We start from the raw sequence: 25986 nt of genomic DNA, 5'->3' as shown, positions 1-25986 counted from the left end.
TTATACTTAGACAAATCAAATCAATTCTCAGTTACTTGTTGTCTTAAATCTTCTTTTTCCTCAGCTGACAAACCAAGAATAACAGGATCAACCACAGGACCAACCGCACAATGACAATTTACTCTCTCTTTAGGAGAAAGCGTGGTATCTCTTGGAAACATGCACCGCTCTCCGCTGCCTGGTATCTCAAATTCTTCATCGAGAGGGATGATCGTGCCGTCCAGCTGCACGTGACTTTCTCTCGACTGATTCTTTTTTCCACCGCTATGCTTCCACTTCTTCCCCGTTACTGCCGGGGATTGGACATAGGATTCATGTTGAGCAACAGAAGAAGCGGTCAACACTTCTGTGATAGCTGTCACACGTGCGCGCTTGCGGCTGAATTCAGGAAGGTCCTTCAGCTCCAGTTCAATCTCTTGGATAGAGCGGCCTTCTTTTATACCCTCTTTCAGCGTGTGCTCAATGGCTGTATGAGTATTCAGCTGCATCAGCTGCGCCAATTCCTGTGACCATGATTCAATCCACTGTTCAGTTTTCTCAGAAAGCACCTTGAATGGAATATCTGCATCGATGGAATGCATGATCTTCTCAGCCAGCTGCGTGACAGTCAAAGTCAAGAATATGGCCGTTTCTTTTCCAAACAGCTCCGCAAATTCATCAGCTGCAAACAAGTCATTTTGAAAGAATGCTAGAATTGATTCTAACGTCTCCGAATCGTCCTTGGATATAAAACCATTCAGAGCATTTAAAAACATCCTGCGTTGCAATCTGAACAATCTAGCGATGGTTTTCTCATAATCCTCCACCAAGGAAGGGATATCCTCCAGTTCAGGGAAATCAGACACCGCCGCTTTGAGTTCCTCGATCTCATCTGCCTCCGCTTTTTGTACAAAGGTATTGATGTTTTTTATCAGCTGATCAATCTTGCTCATTTGCGGATTTCCTCTAGTTCATCCCTAAGGTCTTTGAGGATAGATACCAATTCATTGTTAGTACCCGCAGACTTTTGAAGAACCGTATCAAGAAAGCTAGTTGATGCCTTTGGCTTCGCCTCAATTGGTCGATGATATTCTTCCTCTGGCCATTCTTCTAATGTTTTCCCAAGAATACGACCAGCTAGATCACGCAGGTCATTCGGTGAAACCGCTCCTGCTTGAATAAACGGTGTAAGAACCTTTGCAATTTCGAGCGGATCACGAAAGTCAGGACCATTTAATATGAGTCGAACATGCCAGAGATCGAGATCAGGAAGAAAGAGTGTATTGAGCTTGCCAGTGATGATCATTCTTTCCGGCTGAAATACCTGTTCCTCAGTCGTCTTACGAGCGGTGTCAGCTGTGGCCTTGTTATAGTCTTGAGACTCACCTGTGTAAATTGGCGGCAAACGGAATGAGGAACGTATCTTGTTTCTTGTCTTCTCATCGTATTCCAAAAAGAGTGCATCCTCCTGGAGAATCTCGGCCAGTGATTTTATTTCAACTTTCACAGGTGCAGGGTCTTCGTCATTGCTTACTTCGTCTTTTTTCTTTTTAGGAATCCCTTCGACTTCAAGCAAAAGAAACTTATGTGCATTGTCTGAACCTTCAATGCCGTTCATGTACTCTTGCAGCTGTTCATACGAGGATTCAGACAGCATGCCATTTTCCACTGTAATTGCAGCCGGCACATGACGACCTTGTTTAAAGTACAGATAGTTCAGCTCTTCAGCTTTTCGCGCTCCGTACATATTGACGATGTTACCAATCCAACGGGGAACACCATATGTACCGCTGCCGATTTTAAAGTGTATGACTTCGCTTGCTACAAGATTAGAAGGAGTGTCTTCGCTGTATTCTCCCGTAGAAGCGTTCATTGTTCTTGGATCGCCGTACTCTTTGAAGAATACTTTTTTAGTGTTTATATGCTGCACATACTTTCTGAACCGCTTCATTCTTTTGAGAGATTTGACTTGACCCTGATCGGTATATTTAAAGTCAATTTCGACAGGATCGCCTATCTTACATATTCGCATGTGTTGAGCATCCAAATACTCGATCCCAGCTGGTTGCCCTGTACCATTACGTAACACTTCAAGAAAGCCATTCCCTGTCCGCTCCCGATCTTCTATCACATATCCTAGAACCACTTCGGCTGATTCATCATAATTCATGTATCGCACAAGCTCCTCAAGCCTCGTCCATTCCTTTTCAGCAGCGCCTTTCTTTCCTTCTGGTGCATCCTCAGCGTTGAAATCAAAGACATATTCAATCCCTAAGCCGAAACCTAGAATGTTTGTTTTATACGCATCGATGCATTGTTGAAGAATAGTAGAATACTCAGCTATTTGTTTGAGCTCTGTGATATTGTAAGGCGGCTCGATCAATCCATCAGCCTCATAGTTAAAACTATCATCATGAATTTGTTTCGTAGTTTGAGAGATGTCCGCTTTAAACACAGTAGCTTTCACATGTTTTGTCATAGCCTTCTCATCGACCTCCTATCTCTGTTCGGACGTGTCCGCTCTTTTGGTTTCTCTTTCAGATCGGTGACCTCATAATCATCTAGCGCATACCAGATGGCCGATAAGGTGTGGGGATCAATCTTAAACTCGTCTTCTATGATATTGCCGCGCTTGTCTGTCTTGTACGTGAGCGGCTGAAGCTCATAGATCGTGTTTTTGCATGAGTCGGAACAAATGATTTTCTTAAACCGCTTGATCTTCTTGGTGTACTGCAAGCGTGATCCCTGGAACTTATGAGCAGCCACCATGTTGTATCCCATCTTGCGGAAATATGCGATTGTCTTTTGTTCATTGTCTGCTTTGATCAGCTCTTTTGTTTCTATGAATTCTTTCAAATCCTCAACCGTGACATCATCAGTCTTGCCACGATCGTAATACTCCCAATAGATATATAGATACTTCTTCTCGTGATCTACAGCTAGTCGAATCAAAGCGTTATATGAATCAACGAAACCAAAGTCCATGCCTGCTCTAAGTAAAGGCCGATTAATATTTGAGATGGCCAACATGACATCATCATGTGACTGTACCTCAAATTGTGGTAGCACACGTATTCCGTTAATGCCAAAATGACCTTTTCGGGCAATTCGATAAAGGTCGGGATCGTATTCTTTTAGTTCGTCCAGCTGCTTAATATAGCTGACCGGAAGGAACAAGTTGTCTTCAGCTGTAGAATGATGATAGTACGTATCATTGATAGCGATGGTGCGTTCTTTGTATAAAGTCTCGTCATCCAGGATAAATCGGTTGTTCTGATCATCCTTAAAGAAGTGACGGTATGTCCAGTTATCCTGGCCGACAGGGTTTGTTGATAGTATCATGTGCAAATCCAAAGTCGGGTGACGCAAACGACCAAGCAGCTCCTTGAATCCCTCGTACTTCACTTCTGAACATTCCTCAATCCATATGATCGAGATGTTGTTGATCGACTTCAGCTTGGCTGGCTTGTCCAACCCTTTGAAGATGATCCGGCTGCCGTTATGGAATTTAAGCATGAGCGGTGATGTTCTACACTGGATGACATGATCGAGTCCAAGATCATTTACGATCTCTTCAAATAAAGAAAACGTAGAATCCCTGTGCGTGTCATAGACTTCACGAATCACAAGAGCTGTTCTCTTTTCATCTAGTAGTTTCAGAATGAGCTTCAGGGCAATATGATAGCTTTTGGAGGAGCCGTAACCGCCCACCAAGAATTGAAACTTCTGATCCCAATCAAAGAGAAAATCTTCAAAGTGTGGATTGACTTCCTTCTCCATCAGTTGCATCAGCCATCACCTTTTTTCTTTGCTCTCTTTATAGTAATTTGAACCGAATCATCGACAGGTCGAGCGGTGATCCTCTCAAGCTCTGCTTCTCTCGTTCGGTTTGCAAGATCGAGACCACGAAGCCTCAATTCATATTCAGACATAGTTTTCATTATGTCGACTTTCTGCCTATTGGCTTTATCACGTTGTGCGGTCACACGTGTCAGAGCGTCTTCTATGCTCAATATCTTCTCCAGCAGCGGTGAGTCTGTCTCCTCGATCTGGACCACTGCTAGACGTTCATTAGTTATCGGAACAGCTTTAATCAGACCATTTTTATCTGGAGCCTGAACAACATCTTTCATTTTCCGCATTTGCTGCAAGACTGTCCGCTGCTTATCAGTCAATCCATTCTCATATTTAGTAATCAAGCGCATCATTCTTGTTTCACGCACGCTCAATAATCGTATTGATAGATCAATTTGGTACAGAGGATCAGTATCAACTTCAGTAAAAAGCTTCTGCTCCTTTTCATCCATATACTCAAACATGATCGTTTCATATTCACCGGTCTTGAATGAATTCTTGTTCCCTTTAGGAGCTGCGCCACCCCTATTGCCTTTAGCATTTTGGTTGCCAGGTGGCGCTTTACCTCCTTTATTACCTCTGGCGTTTTTACTCCCTTTCGGAGCACCAGGACGTTTAGTAACGTTACCATTGGATTTCCCTGTTAGTTTAGTAACGTTACCATTCAATTTCTCATCCCAAGAGTCTTGGTTCTTCCATTTGCGGATAAGCGTTTGAGAACACTCTAATTCTTCAGCAATGTCTTTCAGTAAGCGGGTTCCATTGCTTGCCTTCCACAATTGGAATGCCTGATCTCTTTTAGGATTTCTCGGTCTAGCCATTACATATCACCCACCTCCGAGCTGCTGAATTAAGTTTGAGTTTGTTTTCAAATATCGTCATGCTTCTGAAGATCGATGTCGAGTTCTATGAGCTTCTTCAGATCTTCTACTGAAGACAATTTAATGTTACCTTCTTTGAAATCTCTCACCCATTGAGATATGCAAGCCTGTGCAATTTTTCGATAGTTCTCTTTTGATTTATCTATACCTTCAGCCTGTTCAGCTTGAAGGATCATAAGCATTTCCGTCTTTTCTTCGTCAGAAAGGGAACGTGTGTTTGTATTTTCTCTTGTCATACTCCCTGTCCTCCATTACAATATGGTTTGAGAGCGTGATATTTTCCCACAAACGCGGCCGCGTCTTGATCACGCTCTTAGGCAGGGAGATTTTTTCTGTCTTTGAAGGGAGGGTGTTGTCAGCACCCTCTTTTTTTATTTTATGAATAAGTTCATTGACTCCCATCCATATTAATCCCGAACACAATGAAAAGGAGAGTTTTAAATGGAAGTCAAATATTTATCGGATAATCTGGAATTAAAAACACTTGAGATTTCAGATGTATTATCTTCACCTTCAAATGGTGGTGCCGCTGGTGATGCCATAGAGTCAAAACCGACTGGCATCTCAACAGAAGAAGAAACTTCCGCTAAAAAAGTTTGGAAATACCCTCTTGTCACTTTAAGTGGAGTTCCAGAAGTAAAGGTAGAGACTCGTTATAGACGTGTTGATGTACCTTTTGACGGGCACATTGATGTTCCGTATCCAGTTACCTGTACAAGAAAAGGGAAACATTGGTTAGAGGCGAAAGTTTTCTATCCCTCAGACTTAGCTGGAGATACTGTTAAGATTATTGAAAAGTGTGCTGAAAAAGCAGCTATTAAAGCCGCTGCTGTTGTCGTAGTTGGTTGTATAGAACCAACTTTATTACCCCCAGCAATTCCGTCAGCTAAGGTTCTATTTATACAAGAGTTTAAAAGCTGTTTAGCGGAAGAAACTTTTAAATTAGTTAATTATGATATTACCTATGAGCATGAATCTGGAGATTGGTCCTGCTAAATAAAGGGGGGTCGCCCCCTTTATTTTAAAAACCATTGCAAATGTATCTGTTCCGCGATCCGCTTCATCATCACTGGAGGCACACTCATCCCGCAGACATACTGCACTGAAGCGTCAATAAAGTCATAATCCAGTGGGAAAGATTGCATCAGAATAATATCCCTTTCAGAGATATAATAAGGTTCATCGTATCTAATAAAGACAGATCCGCTTGCTAGTGTTGGCGGAACTAAACTGTTCTTAACTAATACTGTATTGAAATTCCGCTCTTTACCTTCTGTTCGTTTAGTGATGTCTCCAATGTTGCCATCGGACGGACGCCGCTTAATCCACCTTTTATATGTTTTACTTGATTCATTCAACCTTGATCCATGTCCACTTCTAAACTCTCCATATGTGACCGGTGGTTCATTGAAGGCCAATTTCAACGGTGGCAGATTCAGGTCCTTTCTACGGCCAATAAAAAAAACCCGCTCTCTTCTTTGCGGGACTCCCATTGTGGCAGCGTTCAGCAAGAACAGCTGAACGTCATACCCGATTTCTTTTGCTCGCTCAATGACAAGCTTCACATACCCCTTTGCTTTTCCTTTGATCATGCCGCTTACGTTCTCAGCCACAAAGGTTTTCGGCTTCAATCGTTCTACAGCATCTAGGTAATGAAAGAACAGATCGTCTAGTTTTTGGACAGCTTGTCCCTCTCTGAACGCCTTTTCTCTTCCCCAATCCTCTTCCCTTTTACCGGCAGTTGAAAATACGCTGCATGGTGGCGATCCATCGAATACATCAAGATTCATGAGTTCTTCAGGAAGATCGGTGAGTGGGATCTTGTTAAACTCTCGAATATCCATGAGATAAGGATATTTCGGCTTGTGATTCTTTTTATAGATTTTCATCATTTGCGGATCGATCTCACAGTTTCCCAGCAATTCAAACCCTGCTAATTTGTAGCCCATTGATGAGCCGCCACCACAAGAGAATGTGCTGAACACTTTCAAGTCGTTGGAAGGGATGTTTTTAAGATCACTCAATTTCCATCTGTAGTTCATGCTGTCACCTACTCATTAAATGAGAATCCGCACTTAGGACACGTATGTTCAAATTGGTCATCGCTATAATCCTCAAGATCAATCTCATGACTCTCTGATACAGCTCCACCTTGTCCTGTATGTTCCAGTTCATCTAAAATATCCTCTAATTCTGCATCGCTGAATCCTGTTGCGCTCAAATCATATCCTGCTTCTTCTAGTTCCTTAATTAGTTCAGTGAGTTTGTATTCATCCCAATCACCATCTATCTTATTAAGGGCAATATTTAATGCTTTTTCATCTTGCTCATTAAGAGATACAACAGAAACAAGAATTTCACTTGGATTGTCCTCCATCAATACTTTGAATCGTTGATGACCGCCTACAAGGTGACCTGTCCGTTCATTCCATACTAAGGGATCAATGTATCCGAATTTTTTTATTGAGTTTTTCAGAGAGTCGTATTCTGGATCTCCTGGTTGCAGATCAATTCGGGGGTTATATGGTGATGGGTTGATTTTATGTACAGGAATTGTTTTGATGTTCATTCGCTGTTTCCTCCTATAAAAACAAATGATGCCGCCCTGAAGGCGGCATCAGCTGCTTACTTGATGTAAAATTCCGATGTGTAGAATGTTCCAAGAGTTGCAACATGATTGCCCTTTTTATCGTAACGTTCTACATCAACTTTAAAGCGATAAGTACCTTTTTTGTTTTGAAGTGATTCCTTGATACCGAATTCATCGTACTGTTTTTCGCCTGGATTAAGCGGGTTAGGTGAATTCGTCTTGATTGTAACCCATTTCCCTTCTACTTTTCGTTGAGGAATAAGGTTTGGACCAGCACTAAAGTCGTTGTGGTTTTGCACCGCAATTCGTACGACCTTATCCTCTCCGATTTTGTGATTTGCTTTTGTTGGATTCGCAGATACGCCAAATCCTGATGACATGCTCATCATCTCCCTTTTTAAATTTTTGCGCTCCTATCCCTCACCAAAGCACCTGCAGCCATACACCCCAAAGACGACTGTTCCCAAAATTTATCGTTTTCTTCGGATACGGCCGCCTTGTCGTTGGTACGTTTCGCGTCTCGTTCCCATGATTTCTTCCCATTCCTGCCTCGTCGAAGGATCAGCTTCCTTTGTTGAGGGGCTTTTCTCTTTTTCAAGCTGCTGTTTCGTTTCTGCTGATAAAATGTCTCTCAATTTCATCTTTCATTTCTCCTTGCCGAATAAGCACCGCCTTACGCTATTCGCTTAAATATAATTAATGTGGCTCATGCTGATCTTCAGGAGGACGCAAAGATCAGTAAGAACCGGCCATAAACATAACCGACAATCAACACGGATTTTCACCGTTCGCTCCCCGTGGCCACCGCCGCAATACTGCCTTGACAATGCCGCTCCTCCTGTAAAGCTGACGGCCGTCAAACCTGCGTGACCCGAGTGCACACTTGATACGGGAAAGGTGCGTCTCCCAATAAAAAAAGCGGACACCAATCAAGGCACTTAGAGTGCTCAATGATCAGCGTCCGCAGGTTCTTCCTTCTGGACAAAATATTTACGTTCGTTTTGCTTGTCTCTATCATACGATGATCCACTTAGGAAAAAAGGTCCCCTTTTTCTCGGTTTTTTCTCGGTTTTTTCTCGGTTTTTTCTCGGCAAGGCAAATAAAAAAAGTGCCCATAAACATGGACACTTTGGTTCTATTATTCCCAAAACGCATCGCCTTCAGAATCAATATACTTCTGAAGGAAAGTTTCAAAATCTACATCAAGCAGCCTATACTCTAAACCGTCTTCAAATAGATAAAGGTTGGGATTTTCCTTATTTAGTATCAAGTAGCACCCTTCAAAAAGAGCGGCAATAGCTGTTCCATCAACCTGATCAAAAAAATCATTAGACAACTCGGATTCGATTTCTTCTAAACTGAAAACGTGTAATCCTCCACCCACCTTGTTCCCAAAAACTATGTCTTCAAATATTCTTGCGCCATTATGTAGACATAAAAACTCTTTGAGATCGTCAGGCAATGCATGATGTTTCTTTTCAAATTGTTTTATATTTTCTTGATCGGCTGGGGCATTTAAGGTACAGCACTTTTCATAGACTTCACCGTCTACCGAGAATTTGATGATGTTCTTCTCATCTAATTGATTTTCAAGCTTTTCTAATATTTGCACGATCCTACTCAATCTTTCACCTTCTATCTATATCCTCTCCACCAAGGAGAAACCTCTTGTTGATGCAACGTTCTTGTGAGTCCATATAAATTACCCATTTTATTATCTCCACCATATTCTAAAGGAATAACATGGTGAACGTCTAAATCAGACCAATTCCATTTAGGATCGCCGTATTTACCAATATACCATCTGATATATTTATTACGGATATCCTTATCTCTCTTAACTCTATCTTCAGGCTTATACCATTTCATATTTGCTTTTGTTGGTGCCGGCAATGATTTACCACTATGACTATTATGAATTTGGGGATATTGATAAGCATTTTTATTAACTAAATATGTTGCAGTTGTACTCTGTTTAGTACCCGGGGCACTTCCGACCCAACCGGCTGTCAGTATATCGGATTTGTACACAAATTTCGTTTTAACCATCTTATACGTTTTAGATTTTGTAGCACCAACTTTTATCTGAGAACCCGTAAATTCTTTTGTATAAGTTGAAATTGCGTTATATTTCCCCGCATAATCATCTCCTACAAATAGAGTGCTACCTACAATTACAATAACCGGCTTCGCTTTGCCTATAATGCTACGAATCGTGGAACTATGAGTAATTGACTTTTTCGATTGATCTAACTTAAACAATGTATCAATGACAATTGTGTTTGCGGCTTTAGTATTAGCGTCTGGAGTCTTATTAGTATTTTTATTCTTGGTGGATGGTTGCAGCACTACGGTGTCACCCTGTGGCATATTTCTTTGAGGTGGATCATGAGGTTGGTTTTTAAATTGTTGTCTTGCTTGGTCAATTATATCAGATTTACTCTGTATTTCTTTTGCATGTCCATTTTCGTCAACTTCTAGTACATGTGTCTCTTTGTATGTTGTGATACCGTTCTTTGATTGACTAGCTTCAGCATCACTTGTCCAAAACCATGCCGCCAACAGAAAAACCATAAAGAAAATCGAATAAGCTAATTTCTTCATTCTGATACTCCTTTTCCAATTTATTTACAACAAATCCAATATACAATATATGTATCTATTTATAAATGATCCTAAAATACTATATATACAGAAACAGCACTCATATGATTCCGAGTGCTGTTGAAAGATTAAACGTTGCTTGCTTCTTCAATTTATAATACCGGTCTTTCTTCAGACCCAGTTCTTCACACACCTCCAAATCCTTTACCACACGTGATGTCAGGTATTTCATACGGATGATGTCTTGCTCAATTTCATCTAGGCTGTTTTCTAGCGCTCTTTCTATCTGCCGGACCTTCAGTTCATTTAAAACTTCCTGGTTCCTGAGAGAAGGAAAAAGCCCTGTTGCACCGTTTGCCTCCTGTTCCTTTCTGTTTTCTTCAAGAACCTTCAGTGCCCTATAGACCTTCAACTCCTTGATCAGAGCATTTCTTACTTGTTTCTCATCGATACCTGGCAGTAAACACAATTGTTCAGCTCCCATTTTCCTCAACCTCCTATAAACAATTAAAGACATAGACCAGGGCAATTTTGCACCGATCTATGTCGTATGATTTATTCTTCTAATTGCTGAAAAGCTGATTCAATCTTATCAAGAATCCCTTTTTCGATTTCAGTTAGGTTATGGCCGTGCATTTTTGTGTGTAGAATGTTGTCCTTGATAGCATCAAGTTCTGATCTATCAAAATTGATAAATCCATTAAAGCAGGCTGGAAAAATATCTATTTCCACTTCGTCTCCAAAAACGTCTTCATGCAAGAAGAGAAACCATGTATCTTCGTGATGATGCTCTCCTCGCTCCAAAATGTCTTCTTTTGTTTCCGCGGCTGTTTGGAGCAGAAAGCCGCTCTCGTTGATTATTTTCGCATCGTCAGGTAGGTTTGATAGTTTGATGGTCATTTTTTCACCTCAAAAGCTGGCGTATAAATATGGCCTTTTACGCCTGTCCAGTTTTTGTTTCTGTAGATCGTCATTTTGATCCGGTGTGTGCCGGATGTATGATTTACCGTGTAAAATTCCTTTGCAGGCGTGGCAGTCTTGAATGATCCCACTAGACTAAACCGCTGATCTTTCCATTTGCCGCTCACCTTCTTTTGCAACGTGAAGCGGTAGTATACTTTTTCAGAACCTGTTTTACGTGCTGTGACATCAATGCTTTTAGCACGTGGGGTGTACGAATTAGCATCCGTTGATACGCTGATTGTGTGTCCGCCCACTGTTTTATATCCGCTCGTTACAGCTGCGGCTGACGGCGCACAAAGCACCGCAGCCACAATGATAGATAGTGTGATTAGTAGTTTTTTCATTGTTTACTCTCCCTTTTCAATTCACCAATTTTAGAATATATAGCTGCCATCACTATGCCTGTTTTAGTGATTTCAGGATCATTAGTAATTAACTTGTTTTGATTTAACCTTACTAATTGCTGTCTGGTGATGAGTTGCAAATTGTCTAGTTTTACATTGAGCTTGTTCCCGTCTAAAAATATTAAACAATGGCCACTTGGGATTGGTCCGTTTTCTTCTTCCCAAAGAACCTTATGCTTATGTTTCCATCGCTTTTGCCAAGGGCCATCATCTGACACTTTGATCAATATATAACCGTCTCGATCAACTCTTTCATAACCTACCGGCTTATAATTTAAAGGCTTGTGTCCTGGTTTAAAAGATGTTTTATTTCCGCCAACATTATAAAGCCCTTTTGTCCCTTTATTGAGCGGTACATGCCCCTTGGGGAAATGGCTGGTTAAACCGCTGGAGATTTTACGATTATGCTTCCAGGTCTTCACTTGTTGCCTAGTAACATTTAAACCAAATTTCTGATTGATCAAATCTGCTAGTTCTTGATTGAGTAAACCTGCAGCATGTGAACGGATGAAGGATTCTTGTTCTTCAGTGAATAACCTCACCTTTATCCCTCCAGCATTTTCGGTTTCTCAAGATCTTTTGATTTGTATTCTGTATGAAATTTTTGCGCTTGTAATACTAGTGCTCCATTAGAAATTATGCGATTGGCCACATCAGTGACAGCTTTGGAACGTTCAATTTCTTCTTGAAGTTCCTCACCGTTTAAGTCTTCATCACTCAACCGCTCCAGCTGCGCAAATAAATGGTTGTTCAAGTCTCCTAATGTATTTCTCATCTTCATTCCCCTTTCTTATATCAAGCTTCCGTCAATGAGCAGCGTCATTTCTTCTTCATTTGTTAAATCTTGAAGGACTTCTTCAAACGGTATGGTTTTTCCGTCCTCACCAACTGTTCTGCTGTATCTGATTGCTGCATATAGTCCTGTTACTTCTTTGATGTTCTCTGCAAGCTCTCCCTCTACATCATCAGCAACGGTATCATTATAAATTTCTGTGGCGTTTTTGGTGTTTCGTGCTTTGATTAATGCATAATAAGGCTCGTGCGTCTCATAAAACTTCATTTCTTCTTTACCTTGTTCTTGATGACTTTGGACTAAAGTATCTATCACATAGTCTTTGTCCACTACAATATTATTTGATCCATACAGCCCTTCACTGTTTCGTCTGATGATTTCGCCTGATGGTAAAGTTATTTGAAATTCTTTGTATTCACTCATACCGTTTCCTCCTGCTTAACGTATTGGTTAAACTCAGATAATCTTTTGAGACAGTCCTTACAGAAGCGAGTGCTGATTTGATTTCCTTTAACATGAATTACTTCATCGTAAGGATATTGCACCCATTTTCCGTTCACTGTGGCTCTGTCACAATAATTACAAGAACCAGATTCTTTTCTTTTTTCAATTCGAATTTCCACAGGATATATTCCTCCTTTTCCTTTCTAGTGATGTTTTTTATTGCATCAATCCAACGACCATGATGATTGCAATGATAGCCAGCAGAGTGAAGATGACAGGCCCGTTTGACTCATGCTTCGCCATCAATACTCCTCCTCATGTCTTTCCTTGATCCTTTCAAATTCTTCGATTGTATAATCAACATGAGCAGGATCGTAACAGTTTTTGAGATCGTTAATATCAAGAGGAGCATTGTATTGAGACACCATGTTGTAAAAATCGGTTAAATCTTGATCACTTGGCTTCTCACGATCTTTTCTAATGAGACACAACGCATCTGTAATTTCTTTTACATCTCCATTAGGATCGGTTAAATCCATAAAATCAGGTCCATAGCTTAGGTAGCGTTCAGTATGTTTATTTTTAAATACAATCGCTGGCACAGTTTTCATATCAGAAGCCCTCCTGCAAATCTTGTATATCGCCTTGATAAAACGTGTTTTGCTTCATGACTTCAAAAATAATTGGCCGTTCTCCTAAGTGAGTATAAGAGCCATACATATTAATTAATGCGTTTCGCATTTCGTCCTCACTAGGGTAGTGATCCCACCCTCCCAAAAGTCTTATGCCTTGTACGTTTAAATAAAAAATTTTTCTCAGTTCCATAATGATCATCCTCTCTTTTTTCATTCTGCTTGCTTGGCCTGTTGATCAAATCGGCGCTGCAGCTCATCTTTAATTGTTTCAGCTTTTTTCTTTTGTGTTTTGATATAAGGGCTGTTGATACGATCACCAGACAGTACCGCATCACCTATCCGCCATTTGATGTCATCTAGCGCCCTCCAAAGCCCTTCATATGACATGTTTTCAGATGGTTTAAACTCCATATGATCCTCCTAGAACAGTAAGACATATTCTGTGTAAGCTCATGCCACGCTTTCCCATGGCAGCCGCTCAACCTTTTTCATACTTCCGGCGCAACCGACTTTACCAAGGTTCCGACGTGCTGCTGGATAGGATTGATATGTGTCATACTCGCTCCATTTTGCATCTGTTAATAGATCAGAACGCCAATAGGCAACATATCCGCTCGCTGTATTGACGATACAAAATTCAGCGAATGGTGATTTTGAATACCAGATTTCTTTCATTTTGACTGCCTCCCTGCAGGAGGAAGCTCCTGCTATTTTATTTTGTGTGAACTGCTGTAATTCAAATTGGTGAATTGGCCGTCACGTGTAGTGATTTCCGTTTTCCCGTAAATAGGTGCTTCCACCAAGAACACTTCATCGGAATGGCCATCTAGGATAATGACTTTCACTTCTCCTTTGGTCATAAAGTTATCAATGGAGATGTTAGAGTCTATATGTTTGTAAGGATTATTCATGCGCACAAGGCCTCCCATGTTATAATGAATTGTCGAGATTCATTAGAGCCGGAGCCTTGTGCTTTGGTTCTTTTTATTTGCTCTGTAAAGCTTGTAAATCACGCGTATACATTTCAAATAGATGTTTGTCCTTTATGTCTAAGGACAAGTTAATAAGATCCTTTAAGCCAGCTTCAGTGACCGTTATATCCATGTTTTTAGCCCAATCTTCAGGATAGACACCCATTCGTCCGAAACGTGACTTTATTAAGAGATTTCCTCCAGTAGTCTCAAGAACATACCCAAGAACGTACAATCCTTCACGATCATCTTGACCTACAACTTCTACCCAATCGCCTTTTACGATCTGTTTCATTTCCTGAAGCTCCTTCCGCATTTCGAGCAGTAAGGACCATTGAAAACCCGCGTGCAAAATTCCAACTCATAGCCTCGCTCAATCGAAACTATATTTCTACATTTAAAGCAAAAGAAGTGCTTGTGTTTGAAGAAGAATTTGATTTTATTAATCATCTGACTATCCTCCATCCTTTCCTAATCCGACTTTGCAGTTCATATTTTTTAAGTGGTTCATAGAGGTGGACGCGCTGTCCATCCTCTTCGCGATAAAGCAAGAACCACCGTTTTGAGCGTTTGCGTGCCACCTTATGCAGCCCCGTCTTCCTCATCTTTTTGATCATCTTTAGGAAGATCGTATTCATCTGGAACGCTATCATCTGAACCCTTTTCGTCTTCAGCTGCCTCTTCATTCTTGGTTTGCATCGGTTCAGCTTCGTTGGCTTGATCCTGCTTCCAGTCCCACCATGTTTCAGCGAGCGGAGCAACTGCTGCTCGGTAGTCATTGATCAGATCAACGATTGCACCGGAGGACATCTCAAGTTCTGTGGCCAACTTGCGGTATGATTCACCCTCAATTCGCCGTTTCGCAATGTCAGCCATATTCTCTGGGAAACCTTCCTGTTCTGGAGCCATGCCTTCAATGATGAATTGATCCACCACTTCACGCTTAATCTCCATCGGTTTTTCTTCAATTTTTGGTTTTTCTTCAGGCAAACCAAGTTCAGCCTCTAACTGTTCCGGCTCAGGATCAGCTATGTGAACCACGCCGCTCTGATCCACTTGATAATTTACAATTGGTCGTTCAGTGTTTGCGTTAATCTGCACGTTATAGCGGACAATATCGCTCTCAATTTCAACACGCACATCGTTATCAATCATTTCAGCAAGGTTTTGAATGCCGTTCCCCAGCTCTTTGGTCGAAATTTCAAGAACCAATTCGGTGACACCTTTAGGCTTGTGATTCACCTTTTTTACGAATCCATCAAAATTTATAAAAGACATATTTTGTTCCTCCTAGTAATTAAGAAATTTTTTTCAAAGCTTCTTGTTGATATTTTGTTAAATCTACTTTTGTTTTTAATGAACGTGCTATTTGAGCCAAGACGAATGCGTCTATCACGTTGTCACTTTTATGTTCAAATCCCCAACGTTTATAAACAGGTACAGGTATTTGATCTTTTTTAACGTTTCCTTTTCCTGTTGCGAACTTTTTCAAAGTGGTTGGAGGAACGTCAACATAATCTATTTTTTTGTTTATAAGCCTCGCCCTTATTAACCAACCAATGCCGTATTGAATGTCTACTGACGCTCCTTTAGAACCGTAAGAAAACCCTTCAATACACACAAAGTCATTCGGCTCTATTAAATTTATTATTTGGCTGGCCAAGTCCATAAAGCGTTGCGGATCTCCTTTTACTGCTGAGGTTATTTCTTTGTCAAGAATCACATTCCCATTTGCATCTTGAATTACAAACCCTGTTTTTGTTGAAGGATCAATGCCGACAAATCTCATAGTTCTTTTCCTTTCACGATATCAGTATGAATTGCTTCTTCTGTCCTTCTAACAGGAGACGGAGCGTCACGTGGAATCCTTTGTACTCCGTTTTTATTTAAAGGCCCACCATGCATGTATGTGGTTAATTGAATGATCATTCGACCACACTCTTCAGCTGTGTAATTCTCTGCTTCAAAATTCACTTCTTTGCCCGTATTGCTGTTCTTGATTTGCAATTTAATCATTCTGCTTCCTCCTCGATTTCCATCCTGGCATTGTAAGTTTCAATGTTGTTCCCTCGCTCACCCTTGACTGAAATGACTAGCATTTCGAGATCATAGAGTGATAGTTTTTCGAGATTTTCATTCTCACTTGGTTTATATCCAATGCGCTTTAATTCTTTGAGCAAAAACTGTTTACGCTGTTTGCTATTGATTGACATGTTCATTCCTCATTTCACATTGCGGCTTCCATTTGCCGCGATAAATTTACAAACTTCCCGTACTCTTTCACGAATACTGCGTTTATTGTTCCTGTTGATCCATTCCGTTGTTTTGCAAAAATGATTTCAACAATGTTTTTAGCTTCGCTTTGTTTGTTGTAGTAATCATCACGATAAAGAAAGGTCACAATATCAGCATCTTGCTCAATGCTTCCTGAATCTCGCAAATCAGACATCATAGGTCGTTTATCATTTCGCGCTTCTACACCGCGTGAAAGCTGTGATAACAAGATGATCGGAACGTTGAAACTTCTAGCCATATTTTTAAGTTCTCTCGTGATCTCACCAACCTCATGATTTTTGCTCTCAGCTTTACCAATCGGCGTGATAAGCTGAAGATAATCAATGATGACTAAATGATCTTGATCAGGATGATCTTTCTTTGTCTTACGGATTTTAGAGCGAATGTCTGCGACGGTTTGAGTGGGGTGATCATGAATATAAATATCTAATTTTTCGTATTCACCCATAGCTTTGTTTGCTCTCTCGTAATCATCCTCACTAAAATATTTCCTTGGATTCCTCCACTTTGTCCCTTCAATACTCCCTACGCTGCTTAACATACGGTGAGTCAATTGTGTATCTGACATTTCTAGTGAAAATATGTCGGTTACTCCACCATTTTGCGCGTTATTATAACCAAGGTTGAGAGCAAATGCTGTTTTCCCCATCGATGGACGAGCAGCTACGATAATCAAATCGCTTTTTTGCCAACCACCTGTCATGGCATTAAGATCTGCAAGACCTGTGTCCACTCCAGTTAGATCACCATGATCTTCTTCCATGCTCATGAAAATCTCGGTTAATACATCCATTTTCGTGCGAGTCTCTTTTACACCAACCTCTTGAGCTTCAATTGTTTTTTGATAAAGCTCGGTGATGCCCTCATCAGTAGGAGAACTGGCAAATGCTAAAGCAGCACTCTGCACATCTCTAAGTCTAAAAGCCTCGTAAATTAATGTTTCATAGGTTTCAAATGAATGAGTAGATGGTACAGCGCACGCTAGGTTGGTCAAGTATTCAAATCCACCAACTGCATTTAAAGTGTCACCCATAGATGCAGCGATAGTGGCCAATTCAACAGGCTTACCTAGCTTGTCCACATCCCTCATCACGGCAAAAATTTGCTTGTGACGCTCTTCAGCAAAATGCTTAGGCTCTAAGGCTGTTTCCTTGATTAGATCGCCTTCAAGGATGATACAGCCGAGCAAAAACTGTTCAGCCTCTACGTTTCGCAAATTTTGCATTCTTTTCCCACTCTTTCTGCTTTTCTATGAAGTCGTTCGGTTCTTGTTGATGTACTTGTATCTCCGCAATAGCAGGAGGGAAACGTTTTTCAGCAATATGTTGATCAACTTTTTTTGAAACTGCCTCATACGGCAGTGCAGTTAAATGCTCTAACCAAATCTTGATTCTTTCTTTTCCGATCGCATCTGTAGAGAGTTCAAATCTAGGATAGGCAGCAGCTATCCTTGTTAAGATAGCCATCGCTTGTTCTTCGGTCATGCTATTCATGCTAATCATCCTCCTCCAAACTTAATGCCTTTTTCTTTGGCGTATTGAGCTAATGCTGATAAGTTGTCTTGTTGTTTCTTAGGTTTAAATTCAGATATGTTGCTAGGTTGATTTTTGGCATGCCATCGATCAAGAATGCCCTTCTCCAGGTAAGAAAAAGATTTGATGCCATCCGCTCTATGTCTTGGTCGGTATTGATCGAATATCTCGTCGATCCACACCAATATGTCTTCAATGGGTATGTGCTCCTGAATGATCCTCTCAATGGCCTGTGCATCATTAGGAGTGATCATCAACCCTCCACCTCTTCGAGATAGATACTTGTCTTCGATTTGTTGGAAAGGAGAATCATTTCCTCTTGGCGATCTCTCTTCTTCCTCTTCTTTAATTCTTAAATTCTTAACATTCTTGTTTGTGGACATTTGATGGTCATTTGATGGACATTCGTTGGACATTTGATGGTCACTAGAATGGTCAATCAACTTATCATCCTGTTGGTAAAGTGCCCATTTATTAATGGTTACAAGAGAATATTTGGTGGTCTTTTTGATGGACAAAAAATTCATTTCTTCTAATTTTTCTAACCATCTATAAACCGTTCTTTCTGATTTTGCTTTATCGGATTTAGTCAAACCATCATTGAACATGTCAAACAAATCAAAGCGACCAGTTACAAATTGACCAGGCTCTAATTCCACCACCTGATTACCTATCATTTGTTGTCTTGATTTATGGCTCGCCTCAGTAAGACAGATGAGCCAAAGCCTAAGTAAGTTAGGATTATTGAATACAGGATTACCTCTTAATTTCCGATGTAATTTGATCCAACCTCGCAAATGACTTCCTCCTTTCCAACTATTTGCGTTTGTCTTTGAGCCTACAAATAGCGTAATGACCTTTGATGTCGATCAATTCGAGATGCGGTTCCTCCTTGGCCATGTAGGTCCTGATATACATAATCAATACCTTTTTCCGCATCTGCGGAGCGGCTGACATCGCCAACGTAATAAAACAATAGGGATAAGCTGTTTTAAAAAGCTCGCTCATAATGGAACATAGACAACCTTTCCTGTTTGTTTTGCTATTTCTTCTTTAAACAACCGCTCATCACTGTTTGTGTCAGATAGGTGCAACAACCATATTTCCTGCACTTTTGACAAGTCGTTTGCCGCTAGGAATGTCTTTACATTCTCAAGGCTGAAATGCGACTGTATGAGGCGATTACGCATGCTTTTGTGAATGCTCCCACTCTCAATATTTGCATCCAAGATCGATTCAGAGTAATTGCACTCAACCATGATGTGCGTGAGTCCAGGAAACTTATATTTGATGTAATAGGTGTCAGTGGCAAAGAGGAGCTTGTCTCCGTCCTCGTTAGCCAATAGGAAGCCATATGGCTCTGATACGTCGTGTTGAACATCAAAGGGCATAATAAGCCATGTGCCGATCCTAAACGCCTGTCGGGCTTTTACAATATTGATTCTATGATGGTGCTTTTCCAATCCAAGAGCTTTTGCCGTTCCATGAGACATATAACAATCGATTCCTGCATGTAGGACATCTTTTAAAGCCTTGCAATGATCACCATGCTCATGAGTGATGAGGCAACCAGCGAAGCTCATATTGAAATCAAAAGCACGTTGCATCACTTTAAAGGTGATACCACACTCCAAAAGGAGTGGGGTTTTACCATCAGTCACCCGATAGCAATTCCCCTTACTACTTGATGAGACAGCGTTTATTTCAATCAAAATGGTGGTTCCTCATTTAATGCAGACGGCTTTTCACCATGTTCATTTGATGGTTGTGGCTCAGGTTCTTCACTCTGCTTTATTTCAGGTGTTTCTTGATATCGTTCTGAATCTTCTTCAGGTTCATTGAAACCAACATCAATAATTTCTGAATTAGCATTCTCGCTAATTTCTTTTTTCACTTCATCCGCCGGAGTAACATCCACCCGCTCGTTGTCATACTCATTTTCAGTCGAGTTATTAATAGCTTGTACAAGTAGATCGCTGTCATCGCTTGTGTTTATATATCTTTTGGCAGCACGATTAATAACTGTTCTTTGAGCCATTTCCTGCGGAAACTTTTTCTGAACCGCACCACTTGTTTTCGATTGACTCCAAGCAGTTTCGATTTCTTTCTTTGTCATCGGGGTTAGTAACTCAATGTCATCAATGGTTTTTACAACTGCATAAGCTCCAATGATGTCTTTATCTCGGTTTTCAAGCTTCGTTTCATGTTTAATGAGTTTTTCTTGCCCTCCATCAATCTCATATTCAAAGACATCCCCTTCATATATCACGTTTGACCATATATCCTTGACATTGGTCAAACGTTTCAGCACTGCTTGTGTGCCAAAATACGAGCGGTTCATCTGCAATTTATTCCCGTACACAATGAAATAACATTGAGTTTTTGCAGGGCTTAAACCTTGAACGACCATATCTAGCAAGGAATTGGCAATAGATTCTCTGGTGCAGACTTCTAAAGCAGGCCTCCCTGATTTATCCTTCACTTCTTGAAGTTTAAAAAATGCACTCTTTAATGCATTGCTAGCATTATAGTTTGATGGCAGGACTAACCCTTCATCTTGTAATCTGCCTAGACTATTGTTCACATCATCAGTAATGTTTTTTTGTATATGTGCCAATTGATTCTGATTACTCATCCGTATCCTCCTCATATATAAATCTGACCTTTTTGCCATGATGCTCTCTTAGAAAGGTCTTTAGCATTTCAGCAAAATCCGATGGACCTTTTAAGTCTCTTTCCAAGATTGCATCTTCAGGACATTCAGAAAGCGGACGAACGTCCATGACCTGTTTACCATCAATCAGAAGTTTTTCACGTTTGCAATCTTCCCAACCTATACCTGAAAGAACTTTCACCTCTACCACTTCACTCATGCGATCACCTCACAATCTACAGTCAGCAAGTTGTCATCAGTTTCAACTCGCAGCTGCTTGTCTTGTTTGGAAACTATCAAGCTGATAACTTGAGCATTCACATCGATTAGATTCGTGACCGCCTCGCTGTTATCAACGAAGATCGGCGCAGAAATACCATAATGCTCATTTAGAGTATTAATGATGTCTAAACCGACATTGATTCGCGCCGCATTGTTTAGGCCTTTGGAGTAAGGCACACCTTCATACAGCGTTTCACAAGTTTCTGTTAAACCGCCGTTGACTTGTTCTTCAAAAAGTTTGAAGTTGGCATACTTAAATTTACTGTTTATCCGTTCTTCCATAAGGTTCATCTTGGTGCGTATAAACTCCTCAATGAGAAAAGTTTGTTGTTCTACCTCGTTATACTCATCAGCCATTTTCCGTTCTTCTTCCTTCAGCTCCTCGATGCGATTTAGCGCTTTTTGAGCTTGATCGATGCGAGACAGATCATTGCGGATCAAGGTCATTTCCTGCTGTTTTTCCTTGATCTGTTCATTAATCGATTGAACAGTTCCGCTTGTCTCCTGCTCATCAGACTGGATCTCGCTTTTAATTTTCTCGATCTCCTCAATCTTTGCTTGATACGTTGGATTGTTGGTAATTGGAGCAATTGAAGCTTCAGCTTGCTCCATATCTTCTTTCAGTTTTTCAACGGCTGCTGTCGTAAATTTCTCTTCCAAGATCAAAAGCTGAATCTTCTCATCAACCTCATATAACTCATTTTGCTTATTGTCATATTCAATTCCTAATTGCTTTCCCTTATCGACTATGCGCTCAAGGGAGACGCTTTTTTGCAAATTGAATTTCTCAATAGCAGCTTGAATTTTTTCTTCTGGCAATGCCTGTCCACATGTCGGACAATCTGTTTGATGATCCTCAAACGTTTCTTCATTTTTTTTAGACCATTCTTCTCGCAGCTCAACACGCTCATTGTCTGTTTGAGACAAAAAGGATGTTAGGTGATCCTTTTTAGTTTTTAAACTGGCAAGGTTATGCTTGATTTGAGAAAGACTGTTTTTCGCTTTGTAGTAGGCTTCTTTTTTTTCATTCACTACCTGGAATCTTTCTGTGTCGTGGTCATTTTTTATTTGTTGCAGATCGCCTTCGAGCTGAAGCATACGCTTCTTACGATCTGCTCCTGCATCCGCTTTGATAGAGCGAGCTTCTTTCTCCATATCATCAATTGATGCCTGTATTGCTTTTAAGTCTTCTTTCAATTGCTCTTGGTTAAGAGTAGTTACATCTTCAATAGAACGATTGATTTCATCGATTCTGACAGGATATTGCTCTAAGAGCTTATTGATCTTTTTACGTTTTTCAGCAAGGATGCTCTTTTGTTCATCAAGACTTCTTTCATCTAAAATTGAAGGGAGAGCGGATAAAGAACTGTTCTTTTTTATTACGTCCTCATCAGTCACAGCTCCGCCGATCTCCATGAGTACGCCCAAACGATCCTGCCACTTCATTTGTTCATTGAAATAAGACGGAGAAGTTATCAATTTGAAAATATCCTCAGAGATGATCTCATTGACCTTCTCAGCAAACTCTTTTTTCTTAACTGGTACACCATTCACATGATAATTGGTGGTATGGCCAGAAAAGACTTGCTTTGCTAATCCCCGTTTCTTGGTCCATTTCTCTGAATAGACCTTTTTCAATTCAACCGACTTTCCATCGATCAGTAGGACAGCTGATACTTCGTGATCAATGCCACTTACCGTTTTGTTATCTTTTGAGAGCGTCTTGATCTCAAAATCTTTTTTGTTTTGGCTGTCTTTATCAAAGAGTAGCCACATAAAAGCATCAAACAACGTTGTTTTGCCTGTAGCGTTATCACCATAGACCTTTGCGCTTTCTCCACCTGTTTCAAGGGTGAATGATTTAACACCCTTGAAATTTGATAGATGGAGTTCTGCCAACCTGATATTTTTGGTCATGAACAAGCCTCCATTGATTTACAGTGCCAACCTGCTATAATAGGGGTTGACACTTTTATTTTCTTTTTTTGTAATTGGTTCACTTGTGGGAGTGAACCTTTTTAATTTGTATTCACAAATTTGAAGTCAAGTTTCTCCTTCAAATAGCGGTTCAAATTGTCTAAGAGGATCATTTCTCCAACATTCTCATCAATGACGTATTCATCATTAGAGAAGACCTCATCCCCGAAGTAGTCAGTTCCTACAACATCAACCACTTCAATTCCTTTTGGATAACCAGTAGCATTTATTTGCGTGATCATTGGATGTTCAATGTTCATGCTGTTACCCCTACCTTTCTTCTGATTGCATCAGCAGTGAGCTTTTTATATTCCTCAAAAGCCTCTTTATTAGGGAAGTAGAAAGCGAGTTCCTCATGAAATCCCATTACAATTGTTCCTCCAACTTTCGCTAAACGGACTTGATCGCCACGTCTTTCTGAAAAAGGTTGAATAACAGGTTTTTCTCTCATTACTTCTTCCTCCTATGATTTATTGATGCTTATTCGCATCGTCCGACTGCGGATGGTGTTTAATTGGAATGGATGGGTGTGTGCGCATCGGCCATCCGCAAGCCGGACGACAAGAATAAAACTTGTCGTGCTCTTTAAAGAGCGATATAATAAATTCGATCATTTCGATATTCGATTTAAGCAGTGAGTGTAGGAGCTTGCTGCTTTTTTCTTTGTCCTAAACCTAGTTGAGACTTTAAACGGGTTTCAGTTTGAAAATTAGAGATCTTCACATCCTCGTTATCACGTAACTTACACATTTCCTTTACTTCCTTAGCCTTCATCAACTTGCTTGCAGTGAACATGTATTTCATTTAAATCAACCCTTTCAATTTGTTTTTTAATGTTTTTGGATATTCAACAGGCGTGATTTTAGCGGCTGCCATCAACAATTTCACCGTTGATTGTTTTTCATATTGCTGAATTTGCTTTATGGATTTTTCAATGTCTTTGTGAATCTCTAGTGCTTGTGCTGTATTTTTGTTTTTTAATGCATCCATTAAATTTTCTTGTAAAACCTCGATGCAAATCATTTCTCTTGTTATTCCATCGTTATCAATGCTTTTAAAGATTGAATTTCGTTTCTTCATACTCATCCTCCGAATAGGGCCATGATAGCCGTTATTTGCTGTGTGACTGCCAGTGGGTCAATACCGCATAATGTAGCAATCATTGCTTCTTTTGCGTTTGTGGCTTCCATCCACCGTACATATGTAGGTACATCAAGTACCTTCTGATCATTTTCGATCTTCGATATGCAGCTTCGAGAGCGGCTAAGCATTTCCGCAAGCTTCTCTTGGGAAATGCCTGCCTGCAATCTTGCTTTGCGAAGCACCACACCCAACCTCAACTTCCTCACCCCCTTAATGTTCCTATCTGGAACATGTTCCAATTCGGAACAGCAAATCTCTTATATCCGCTGTATTCTAAGGTGGTAAGTTCTTAATCAATCACTGGCTGAAAGTTGGATTCCATTTGTGACATTTGCCATTCTTCAAGCACTTCTCTTTTAAAGAAAATTCTTTTTCTAACTCTAAAGAATGGTATTTGCCGCTCTTTCACCATTGTGTAAACCGTGTCATGATGGACTCCAAGAAAATCAGCTGTTTCTTGAACGTTCATAGTTGATTTTTCCGGCATATTTTTATCTCTCCTAATCATTAATTTAATTTCTATTTAAGAAATTTAATTCTGAAAGAAATCCTTAATGTCACAGTCTAATTCTTTTGCCAAGATTGGGAGATGATTTGCTTTAAAGGCATATTCTCCAGTCTCATATTTCATATATGTTGAGGCATTTTTGAATCCTAGAGCTTTGGCCATTTGTTGCAAATTAATTTGTTTGCCATTACGTCTTGATTTGACAAATTTTAAATCTAACATATTTCCCTCCTCTCGATTTCTGTTTTAGAAATCTTGTCGTTGATTCAATAATACATTTCTAAAAGAGAAATTTCAACCGTTTTATTTCTAATTTAGCAATTTATTTTTTTCTACATTGGAAAAATGTTAAGATTTATATTGCTAATATAGAAAGTTGGTGATTAATGATGCTGGCTGTAGGCGAAAGAATAATAAAATTAAGAGAACAAAAACAATGGAATCAAAAAGAGTTGGCTCAAAAAATCAATATGAATGTCAGTGTAATGAACAGAATAGAAAAAGGAACGCGTCCTTTAACTGATATTGAAATTGTGAAAATCGCTGAGGTTTTTGGAGTATCAACAGATTATTTACTAACCGGAAAAGATTATAGGTTTGAGGCAGAACAACTTCTGAGATCAGGCAACGCGTCTACTGCTGCAAGTGATGGAGATACAGATATAGAAAAGAGAATTGAAAGAATTGAAAGAGCACTAAGACTCCAGGAAGGTCGTAAACCAGGGGATAAACAAAATGACTTCAATGGTGATTAAATAAAGACACTTTAATTACTTTCACTTCATGTTATTTCTTAAAAGGGGGCGCTTTTTTGAAAAAGACTTTTTTTTACTTACTTATTTTGTTAATAACAACTTCTTTAGCTGCTTGTAGTGCACAAAGTACTAAAGTAAATGAATCAAATGAAAAGAGCGATAAACAGGAAGAACCAAATAAAGATTCATCTGCTAAGAAGAAAACTAAAAAAGAAGCAGATGGAACACGAACCGCTCCAATACCTATTAAAGAGCCAATTTATTTCGAAGATTACATAAGTACTTCAGATAATGAATATACTGCTGAATTAAAAATGAACGTAGAAGAGGTTATTCGGGGCGATAAAGCATTTGATGTTTTATATGACACTAATAGCTCAGTCGATAAACCGAAAAAAGGATTTGAATGGGCACTTGTTAAGGTCAAAGTGAAAATGACAGATTCTGAAACTGATGATGAACCTCTTCTATTCAGCCCAATTCTTAACTTCGATTTTTTTTCTAGTGATGGATCTCCTTACACACAGGAGCTGGGCTTTATAGCACCAAAGGACTTTAAGGGAGAAGTTTATAATGGCGGCTCTCTTGATGGTTATATAGTGAACCAAGTAGAAAAAGAAGATGACTTTTTAATAGCTTATAAAAGTATATCCACTACAGGTAAACTATTCTTTAAAACTAAATAATAAATGCCCTTTTTGGGCTTTTATTTTTATCCAAAA

At 39.9% G+C, this 25986-nt stretch carries 44 protein-coding genes; 3 read left to right on the top strand and 41 right to left on the bottom strand.

Features of this window, described 5'->3' with window-relative positions:
• Window positions 1–20 precede the first annotated feature (20 nt).
• The 5 genes from ACTJJD_RS12590 to ACTJJD_RS12570 are packed head-to-tail and all read right to left on the bottom strand — an operon-like array spanning window position 21 to window position 4951.
• Complete coding sequence (locus tag ACTJJD_RS12590) at window positions 21–932, bottom strand: phage minor head protein (protein WP_440608470.1); 912 nt, start codon at window positions 930–932, stop codon at window positions 21–23.
• Window positions 929–2458: a phage portal protein gene (locus tag ACTJJD_RS12585; protein WP_440608469.1), complete on the bottom strand. Its 1530-nt coding sequence runs from the start codon at window positions 2456–2458 to the stop codon at window positions 929–931. Before ACTJJD_RS12585 ends, ACTJJD_RS12590 begins: the two co-directional genes overlap by 4 nt.
• Entirely contained in the window at window positions 2455–3759 is a 1305-nt protein-coding gene (locus tag ACTJJD_RS12580; protein ID WP_440608495.1) for a PBSX family phage terminase large subunit, read from the bottom strand. Before ACTJJD_RS12580 ends, ACTJJD_RS12585 begins: the two co-directional genes overlap by 4 nt.
• An 8-nt stretch (window positions 3760–3767) precedes the next feature.
• Entirely contained in the window at window positions 3768–4655 is an 888-nt protein-coding gene (gene terS, locus ACTJJD_RS12575) for a phage terminase small subunit (RefSeq protein WP_440608468.1), read from the bottom strand.
• Between the two features lie 47 nt (window positions 4656–4702).
• Window positions 4703–4951, bottom strand: coding sequence for a hypothetical protein (locus ACTJJD_RS12570; RefSeq protein WP_440608467.1), 249 nt, complete (start codon window positions 4949–4951; stop codon window positions 4703–4705).
• A 205-nt stretch (window positions 4952–5156) separates the two neighbouring features.
• On the opposite strand from ACTJJD_RS12570, the gene ACTJJD_RS12565 reads away from it, so the two are divergent.
• The gene (locus tag ACTJJD_RS12565; RefSeq protein ID WP_440608466.1) at window positions 5157–5711 is read left to right on the top strand and encodes a hypothetical protein; all 555 of its coding nucleotides are present in this window, start codon (window positions 5157–5159) and stop codon (window positions 5709–5711) included.
• Window positions 5712–5731: 20 nt separating this feature from the next.
• Here ACTJJD_RS12565 and ACTJJD_RS12560 read toward each other — a convergent pair whose 3' ends face one another.
• The 36 genes from ACTJJD_RS12560 to ACTJJD_RS12385 all read right to left on the bottom strand — a co-directional run bounded on the left by ACTJJD_RS12560 (window position 5732) and on the right by ACTJJD_RS12385 (window position 24731).
• Window positions 5732–6757, bottom strand: a complete 1026-nt coding sequence (locus ACTJJD_RS12560) for a DNA cytosine methyltransferase (protein ID WP_440608465.1) — start codon at window positions 6755–6757, stop codon at window positions 5732–5734.
• An 8-nt stretch (window positions 6758–6765) separates the two neighbouring features.
• Complete coding sequence (locus ACTJJD_RS12555; protein ID WP_440608464.1) at window positions 6766–7284, bottom strand: ParB N-terminal domain-containing protein; 519 nt, start codon at window positions 7282–7284, stop codon at window positions 6766–6768.
• A 56-nt stretch (window positions 7285–7340) separates the two neighbouring features.
• Window positions 7341–7685, bottom strand: coding sequence for a structural protein (locus ACTJJD_RS12550; protein WP_440608463.1), 345 nt, complete (start codon window positions 7683–7685; stop codon window positions 7341–7343).
• A gap of 90 nt (window positions 7686–7775) precedes the next feature.
• Window positions 7776–7946 (bottom strand): hypothetical protein, encoded by a 171-nt coding sequence (locus ACTJJD_RS12545; protein WP_440608462.1) that lies wholly within the window; start codon window positions 7944–7946, stop codon window positions 7776–7778.
• A 497-nt stretch (window positions 7947–8443) separates the two neighbouring features.
• On the bottom strand, window positions 8444–8929 hold the full coding sequence (locus tag ACTJJD_RS12540; RefSeq protein ID WP_440163752.1) for an SMI1/KNR4 family protein: 486 nt from the start codon (window positions 8927–8929) through the stop codon (window positions 8444–8446).
• Between the two features lie 11 nt (window positions 8930–8940).
• A complete protein-coding gene (locus tag ACTJJD_RS12535) occupies window positions 8941–9909 on the bottom strand; it encodes an HNH endonuclease signature motif containing protein (RefSeq protein WP_440608461.1) in 969 nt (322 codons plus the stop codon).
• Window positions 9910–10009: 100 nt separating this feature from the next.
• Window positions 10010–10393: an ArpU family phage packaging/lysis transcriptional regulator gene (locus ACTJJD_RS12530; RefSeq protein ID WP_440608460.1), complete on the bottom strand. Its 384-nt coding sequence runs from the start codon at window positions 10391–10393 to the stop codon at window positions 10010–10012.
• Window positions 10394–10464: 71 nt separating this feature from the next.
• On the bottom strand, window positions 10465–10809 hold the full coding sequence (locus tag ACTJJD_RS12525) for a hypothetical protein (protein WP_440608459.1): 345 nt from the start codon (window positions 10807–10809) through the stop codon (window positions 10465–10467).
• On the bottom strand, window positions 10806–11216 hold the full coding sequence (locus tag ACTJJD_RS12520; RefSeq protein WP_440608458.1) for a hypothetical protein: 411 nt from the start codon (window positions 11214–11216) through the stop codon (window positions 10806–10808). Before ACTJJD_RS12520 ends, ACTJJD_RS12525 begins: the two co-directional genes overlap by 4 nt.
• On the bottom strand, window positions 11213–11818 hold the full coding sequence (locus ACTJJD_RS12515) for an HNH endonuclease signature motif containing protein (RefSeq protein ID WP_330545935.1): 606 nt from the start codon (window positions 11816–11818) through the stop codon (window positions 11213–11215). Before ACTJJD_RS12515 ends, ACTJJD_RS12520 begins: the two co-directional genes overlap by 4 nt.
• Before the next feature lie 2 nt (window positions 11819–11820).
• Window positions 11821–12051 carry a hypothetical protein gene (locus ACTJJD_RS12510; protein ID WP_283924341.1) on the bottom strand — a complete coding sequence of 77 codons (231 nt, stop codon included), beginning with the start codon at window positions 12049–12051 and terminating at the stop codon, window positions 11821–11823.
• Window positions 12052–12066: 15 nt separating this feature from the next.
• The gene (locus ACTJJD_RS12505; protein WP_440608457.1) at window positions 12067–12492 is read right to left on the bottom strand and encodes a hypothetical protein; all 426 of its coding nucleotides are present in this window, start codon (window positions 12490–12492) and stop codon (window positions 12067–12069) included.
• Window positions 12489–12692 (bottom strand): hypothetical protein, encoded by a 204-nt coding sequence (locus tag ACTJJD_RS12500; protein WP_440608456.1) that lies wholly within the window; start codon window positions 12690–12692, stop codon window positions 12489–12491. Before ACTJJD_RS12500 ends, ACTJJD_RS12505 begins: the two co-directional genes overlap by 4 nt.
• Window positions 12693–12815: 123 nt before the next feature.
• Window positions 12816–13124 carry a hypothetical protein gene (locus ACTJJD_RS12495; RefSeq protein ID WP_440608455.1) on the bottom strand — a complete coding sequence of 103 codons (309 nt, stop codon included), beginning with the start codon at window positions 13122–13124 and terminating at the stop codon, window positions 12816–12818.
• Between the two features lies 1 nt (window position 13125).
• Complete coding sequence (locus ACTJJD_RS12490) at window positions 13126–13338, bottom strand: hypothetical protein (RefSeq protein ID WP_440608454.1); 213 nt, start codon at window positions 13336–13338, stop codon at window positions 13126–13128.
• Window positions 13339–13358: 20 nt separating this feature from the next.
• Complete coding sequence (locus tag ACTJJD_RS12485; protein WP_440608453.1) at window positions 13359–13559, bottom strand: DUF6877 family protein; 201 nt, start codon at window positions 13557–13559, stop codon at window positions 13359–13361.
• 39 nt (window positions 13560–13598) lie between these two features.
• Window positions 13599–13823, bottom strand: coding sequence for a hypothetical protein (locus ACTJJD_RS12480; RefSeq protein WP_440608452.1), 225 nt, complete (start codon window positions 13821–13823; stop codon window positions 13599–13601).
• A 32-nt stretch (window positions 13824–13855) separates the two neighbouring features.
• On the bottom strand, window positions 13856–14059 hold the full coding sequence (locus ACTJJD_RS12475) for an XtrA/YqaO family protein (RefSeq protein WP_138277977.1): 204 nt from the start codon (window positions 14057–14059) through the stop codon (window positions 13856–13858).
• A gap of 73 nt (window positions 14060–14132) precedes the next feature.
• The gene (locus tag ACTJJD_RS12470; RefSeq protein WP_041085511.1) at window positions 14133–14414 is read right to left on the bottom strand and encodes a hypothetical protein; all 282 of its coding nucleotides are present in this window, start codon (window positions 14412–14414) and stop codon (window positions 14133–14135) included.
• Window positions 14415–14701: 287 nt separating this feature from the next.
• On the bottom strand, window positions 14702–15397 hold the full coding sequence (locus tag ACTJJD_RS12465; protein WP_440608451.1) for a hypothetical protein: 696 nt from the start codon (window positions 15395–15397) through the stop codon (window positions 14702–14704).
• Window positions 15398–15416: 19 nt separating this feature from the next.
• Window positions 15417–15908, bottom strand: a complete 492-nt coding sequence (locus ACTJJD_RS12460) for a hypothetical protein (RefSeq protein ID WP_440608450.1) — start codon at window positions 15906–15908, stop codon at window positions 15417–15419.
• Window positions 15905–16135, bottom strand: coding sequence for a hypothetical protein (locus ACTJJD_RS12455; protein WP_440608449.1), 231 nt, complete (start codon window positions 16133–16135; stop codon window positions 15905–15907). Before ACTJJD_RS12455 ends, ACTJJD_RS12460 begins: the two co-directional genes overlap by 4 nt.
• On the bottom strand, window positions 16132–16332 hold the full coding sequence (locus ACTJJD_RS12450; protein ID WP_440608448.1) for a hypothetical protein: 201 nt from the start codon (window positions 16330–16332) through the stop codon (window positions 16132–16134). Before ACTJJD_RS12450 ends, ACTJJD_RS12455 begins: the two co-directional genes overlap by 4 nt.
• Before the next feature lie 14 nt (window positions 16333–16346).
• Window positions 16347–17639 carry a replicative DNA helicase gene (dnaB, locus tag ACTJJD_RS12445; protein WP_440608447.1) on the bottom strand — a complete coding sequence of 431 codons (1293 nt, stop codon included), beginning with the start codon at window positions 17637–17639 and terminating at the stop codon, window positions 16347–16349.
• Entirely contained in the window at window positions 17611–17907 is a 297-nt protein-coding gene (locus tag ACTJJD_RS12440) for a replicative helicase loader/inhibitor (protein WP_406845804.1), read from the bottom strand. Before ACTJJD_RS12440 ends, dnaB begins: the two co-directional genes overlap by 29 nt.
• Before the next feature lie 5 nt (window positions 17908–17912).
• Window positions 17913–18743 (bottom strand): hypothetical protein, encoded by an 831-nt coding sequence (locus ACTJJD_RS12435; RefSeq protein WP_440608446.1) that lies wholly within the window; start codon window positions 18741–18743, stop codon window positions 17913–17915.
• A gap of 207 nt (window positions 18744–18950) precedes the next feature.
• Complete coding sequence (locus ACTJJD_RS12430) at window positions 18951–19658, bottom strand: MBL fold metallo-hydrolase (protein WP_440608445.1); 708 nt, start codon at window positions 19656–19658, stop codon at window positions 18951–18953.
• The gene (locus tag ACTJJD_RS12425) at window positions 19655–20581 is read right to left on the bottom strand and encodes a recombinase RecT (protein WP_440608444.1); all 927 of its coding nucleotides are present in this window, start codon (window positions 20579–20581) and stop codon (window positions 19655–19657) included. Before ACTJJD_RS12425 ends, ACTJJD_RS12430 begins: the two co-directional genes overlap by 4 nt.
• Window positions 20574–20819 (bottom strand): hypothetical protein, encoded by a 246-nt coding sequence (locus tag ACTJJD_RS12420; RefSeq protein ID WP_440608443.1) that lies wholly within the window; start codon window positions 20817–20819, stop codon window positions 20574–20576. Before ACTJJD_RS12420 ends, ACTJJD_RS12425 begins: the two co-directional genes overlap by 8 nt.
• Window positions 20816–22798: a hypothetical protein gene (locus tag ACTJJD_RS12415; RefSeq protein ID WP_440608442.1), complete on the bottom strand. Its 1983-nt coding sequence runs from the start codon at window positions 22796–22798 to the stop codon at window positions 20816–20818. The genes ACTJJD_RS12420 and ACTJJD_RS12415 overlap by 4 nt, the downstream gene beginning before the upstream one ends.
• 101 nt (window positions 22799–22899) lie before the next feature.
• Window positions 22900–23118, bottom strand: a complete 219-nt coding sequence (locus ACTJJD_RS12410; protein ID WP_041085492.1) for a YqaI family protein — start codon at window positions 23116–23118, stop codon at window positions 22900–22902.
• The gene (locus ACTJJD_RS12405) at window positions 23115–23309 is read right to left on the bottom strand and encodes a hypothetical protein (RefSeq protein WP_041085490.1); all 195 of its coding nucleotides are present in this window, start codon (window positions 23307–23309) and stop codon (window positions 23115–23117) included. The genes ACTJJD_RS12410 and ACTJJD_RS12405 overlap by 4 nt, the downstream gene beginning before the upstream one ends.
• A gap of 353 nt (window positions 23310–23662) precedes the next feature.
• Window positions 23663–23938: a hypothetical protein gene (locus tag ACTJJD_RS12400; protein WP_148960609.1), complete on the bottom strand. Its 276-nt coding sequence runs from the start codon at window positions 23936–23938 to the stop codon at window positions 23663–23665.
• Window positions 23939–23940: 2 nt separating this feature from the next.
• Entirely contained in the window at window positions 23941–24198 is a 258-nt protein-coding gene (locus ACTJJD_RS12395; protein WP_242730345.1) for a helix-turn-helix domain-containing protein, read from the bottom strand.
• 92 nt (window positions 24199–24290) lie between these two features.
• On the bottom strand, window positions 24291–24488 hold the full coding sequence (locus ACTJJD_RS12390) for a helix-turn-helix domain-containing protein (RefSeq protein WP_041085482.1): 198 nt from the start codon (window positions 24486–24488) through the stop codon (window positions 24291–24293).
• Between the two features lie 45 nt (window positions 24489–24533).
• Window positions 24534–24731 (bottom strand): helix-turn-helix domain-containing protein, encoded by a 198-nt coding sequence (locus tag ACTJJD_RS12385; protein ID WP_410559855.1) that lies wholly within the window; start codon window positions 24729–24731, stop codon window positions 24534–24536.
• 167 nt (window positions 24732–24898) lie between these two features.
• Here ACTJJD_RS12385 and ACTJJD_RS12380 point away from each other — a divergent pair, with 167 nt between their 5' ends.
• Window positions 24899–25264: a helix-turn-helix domain-containing protein gene (locus ACTJJD_RS12380; RefSeq protein ID WP_252056568.1), complete on the top strand. Its 366-nt coding sequence runs from the start codon at window positions 24899–24901 to the stop codon at window positions 25262–25264.
• A gap of 56 nt (window positions 25265–25320) precedes the next feature.
• Window positions 25321–25950 carry a DUF4352 domain-containing protein gene (locus tag ACTJJD_RS12375; protein WP_440608441.1) on the top strand — a complete coding sequence of 210 codons (630 nt, stop codon included), beginning with the start codon at window positions 25321–25323 and terminating at the stop codon, window positions 25948–25950.
• Window positions 25951–25986: the final 36 nt, after the last annotated feature.

The sequence above is a fragment of the Bacillus sp. 22446 genome, assembly GCF_052044955.1.
Taxonomy (GTDB): Bacteria; Bacillota; Bacilli; order Bacillales; family Bacillaceae; genus Bacillus; species Bacillus altitudinis.
The sequence above is the reverse complement of the archived record's forward strand: the minus strand, read 5'-3'. Positions and strand labels throughout refer to the sequence as shown.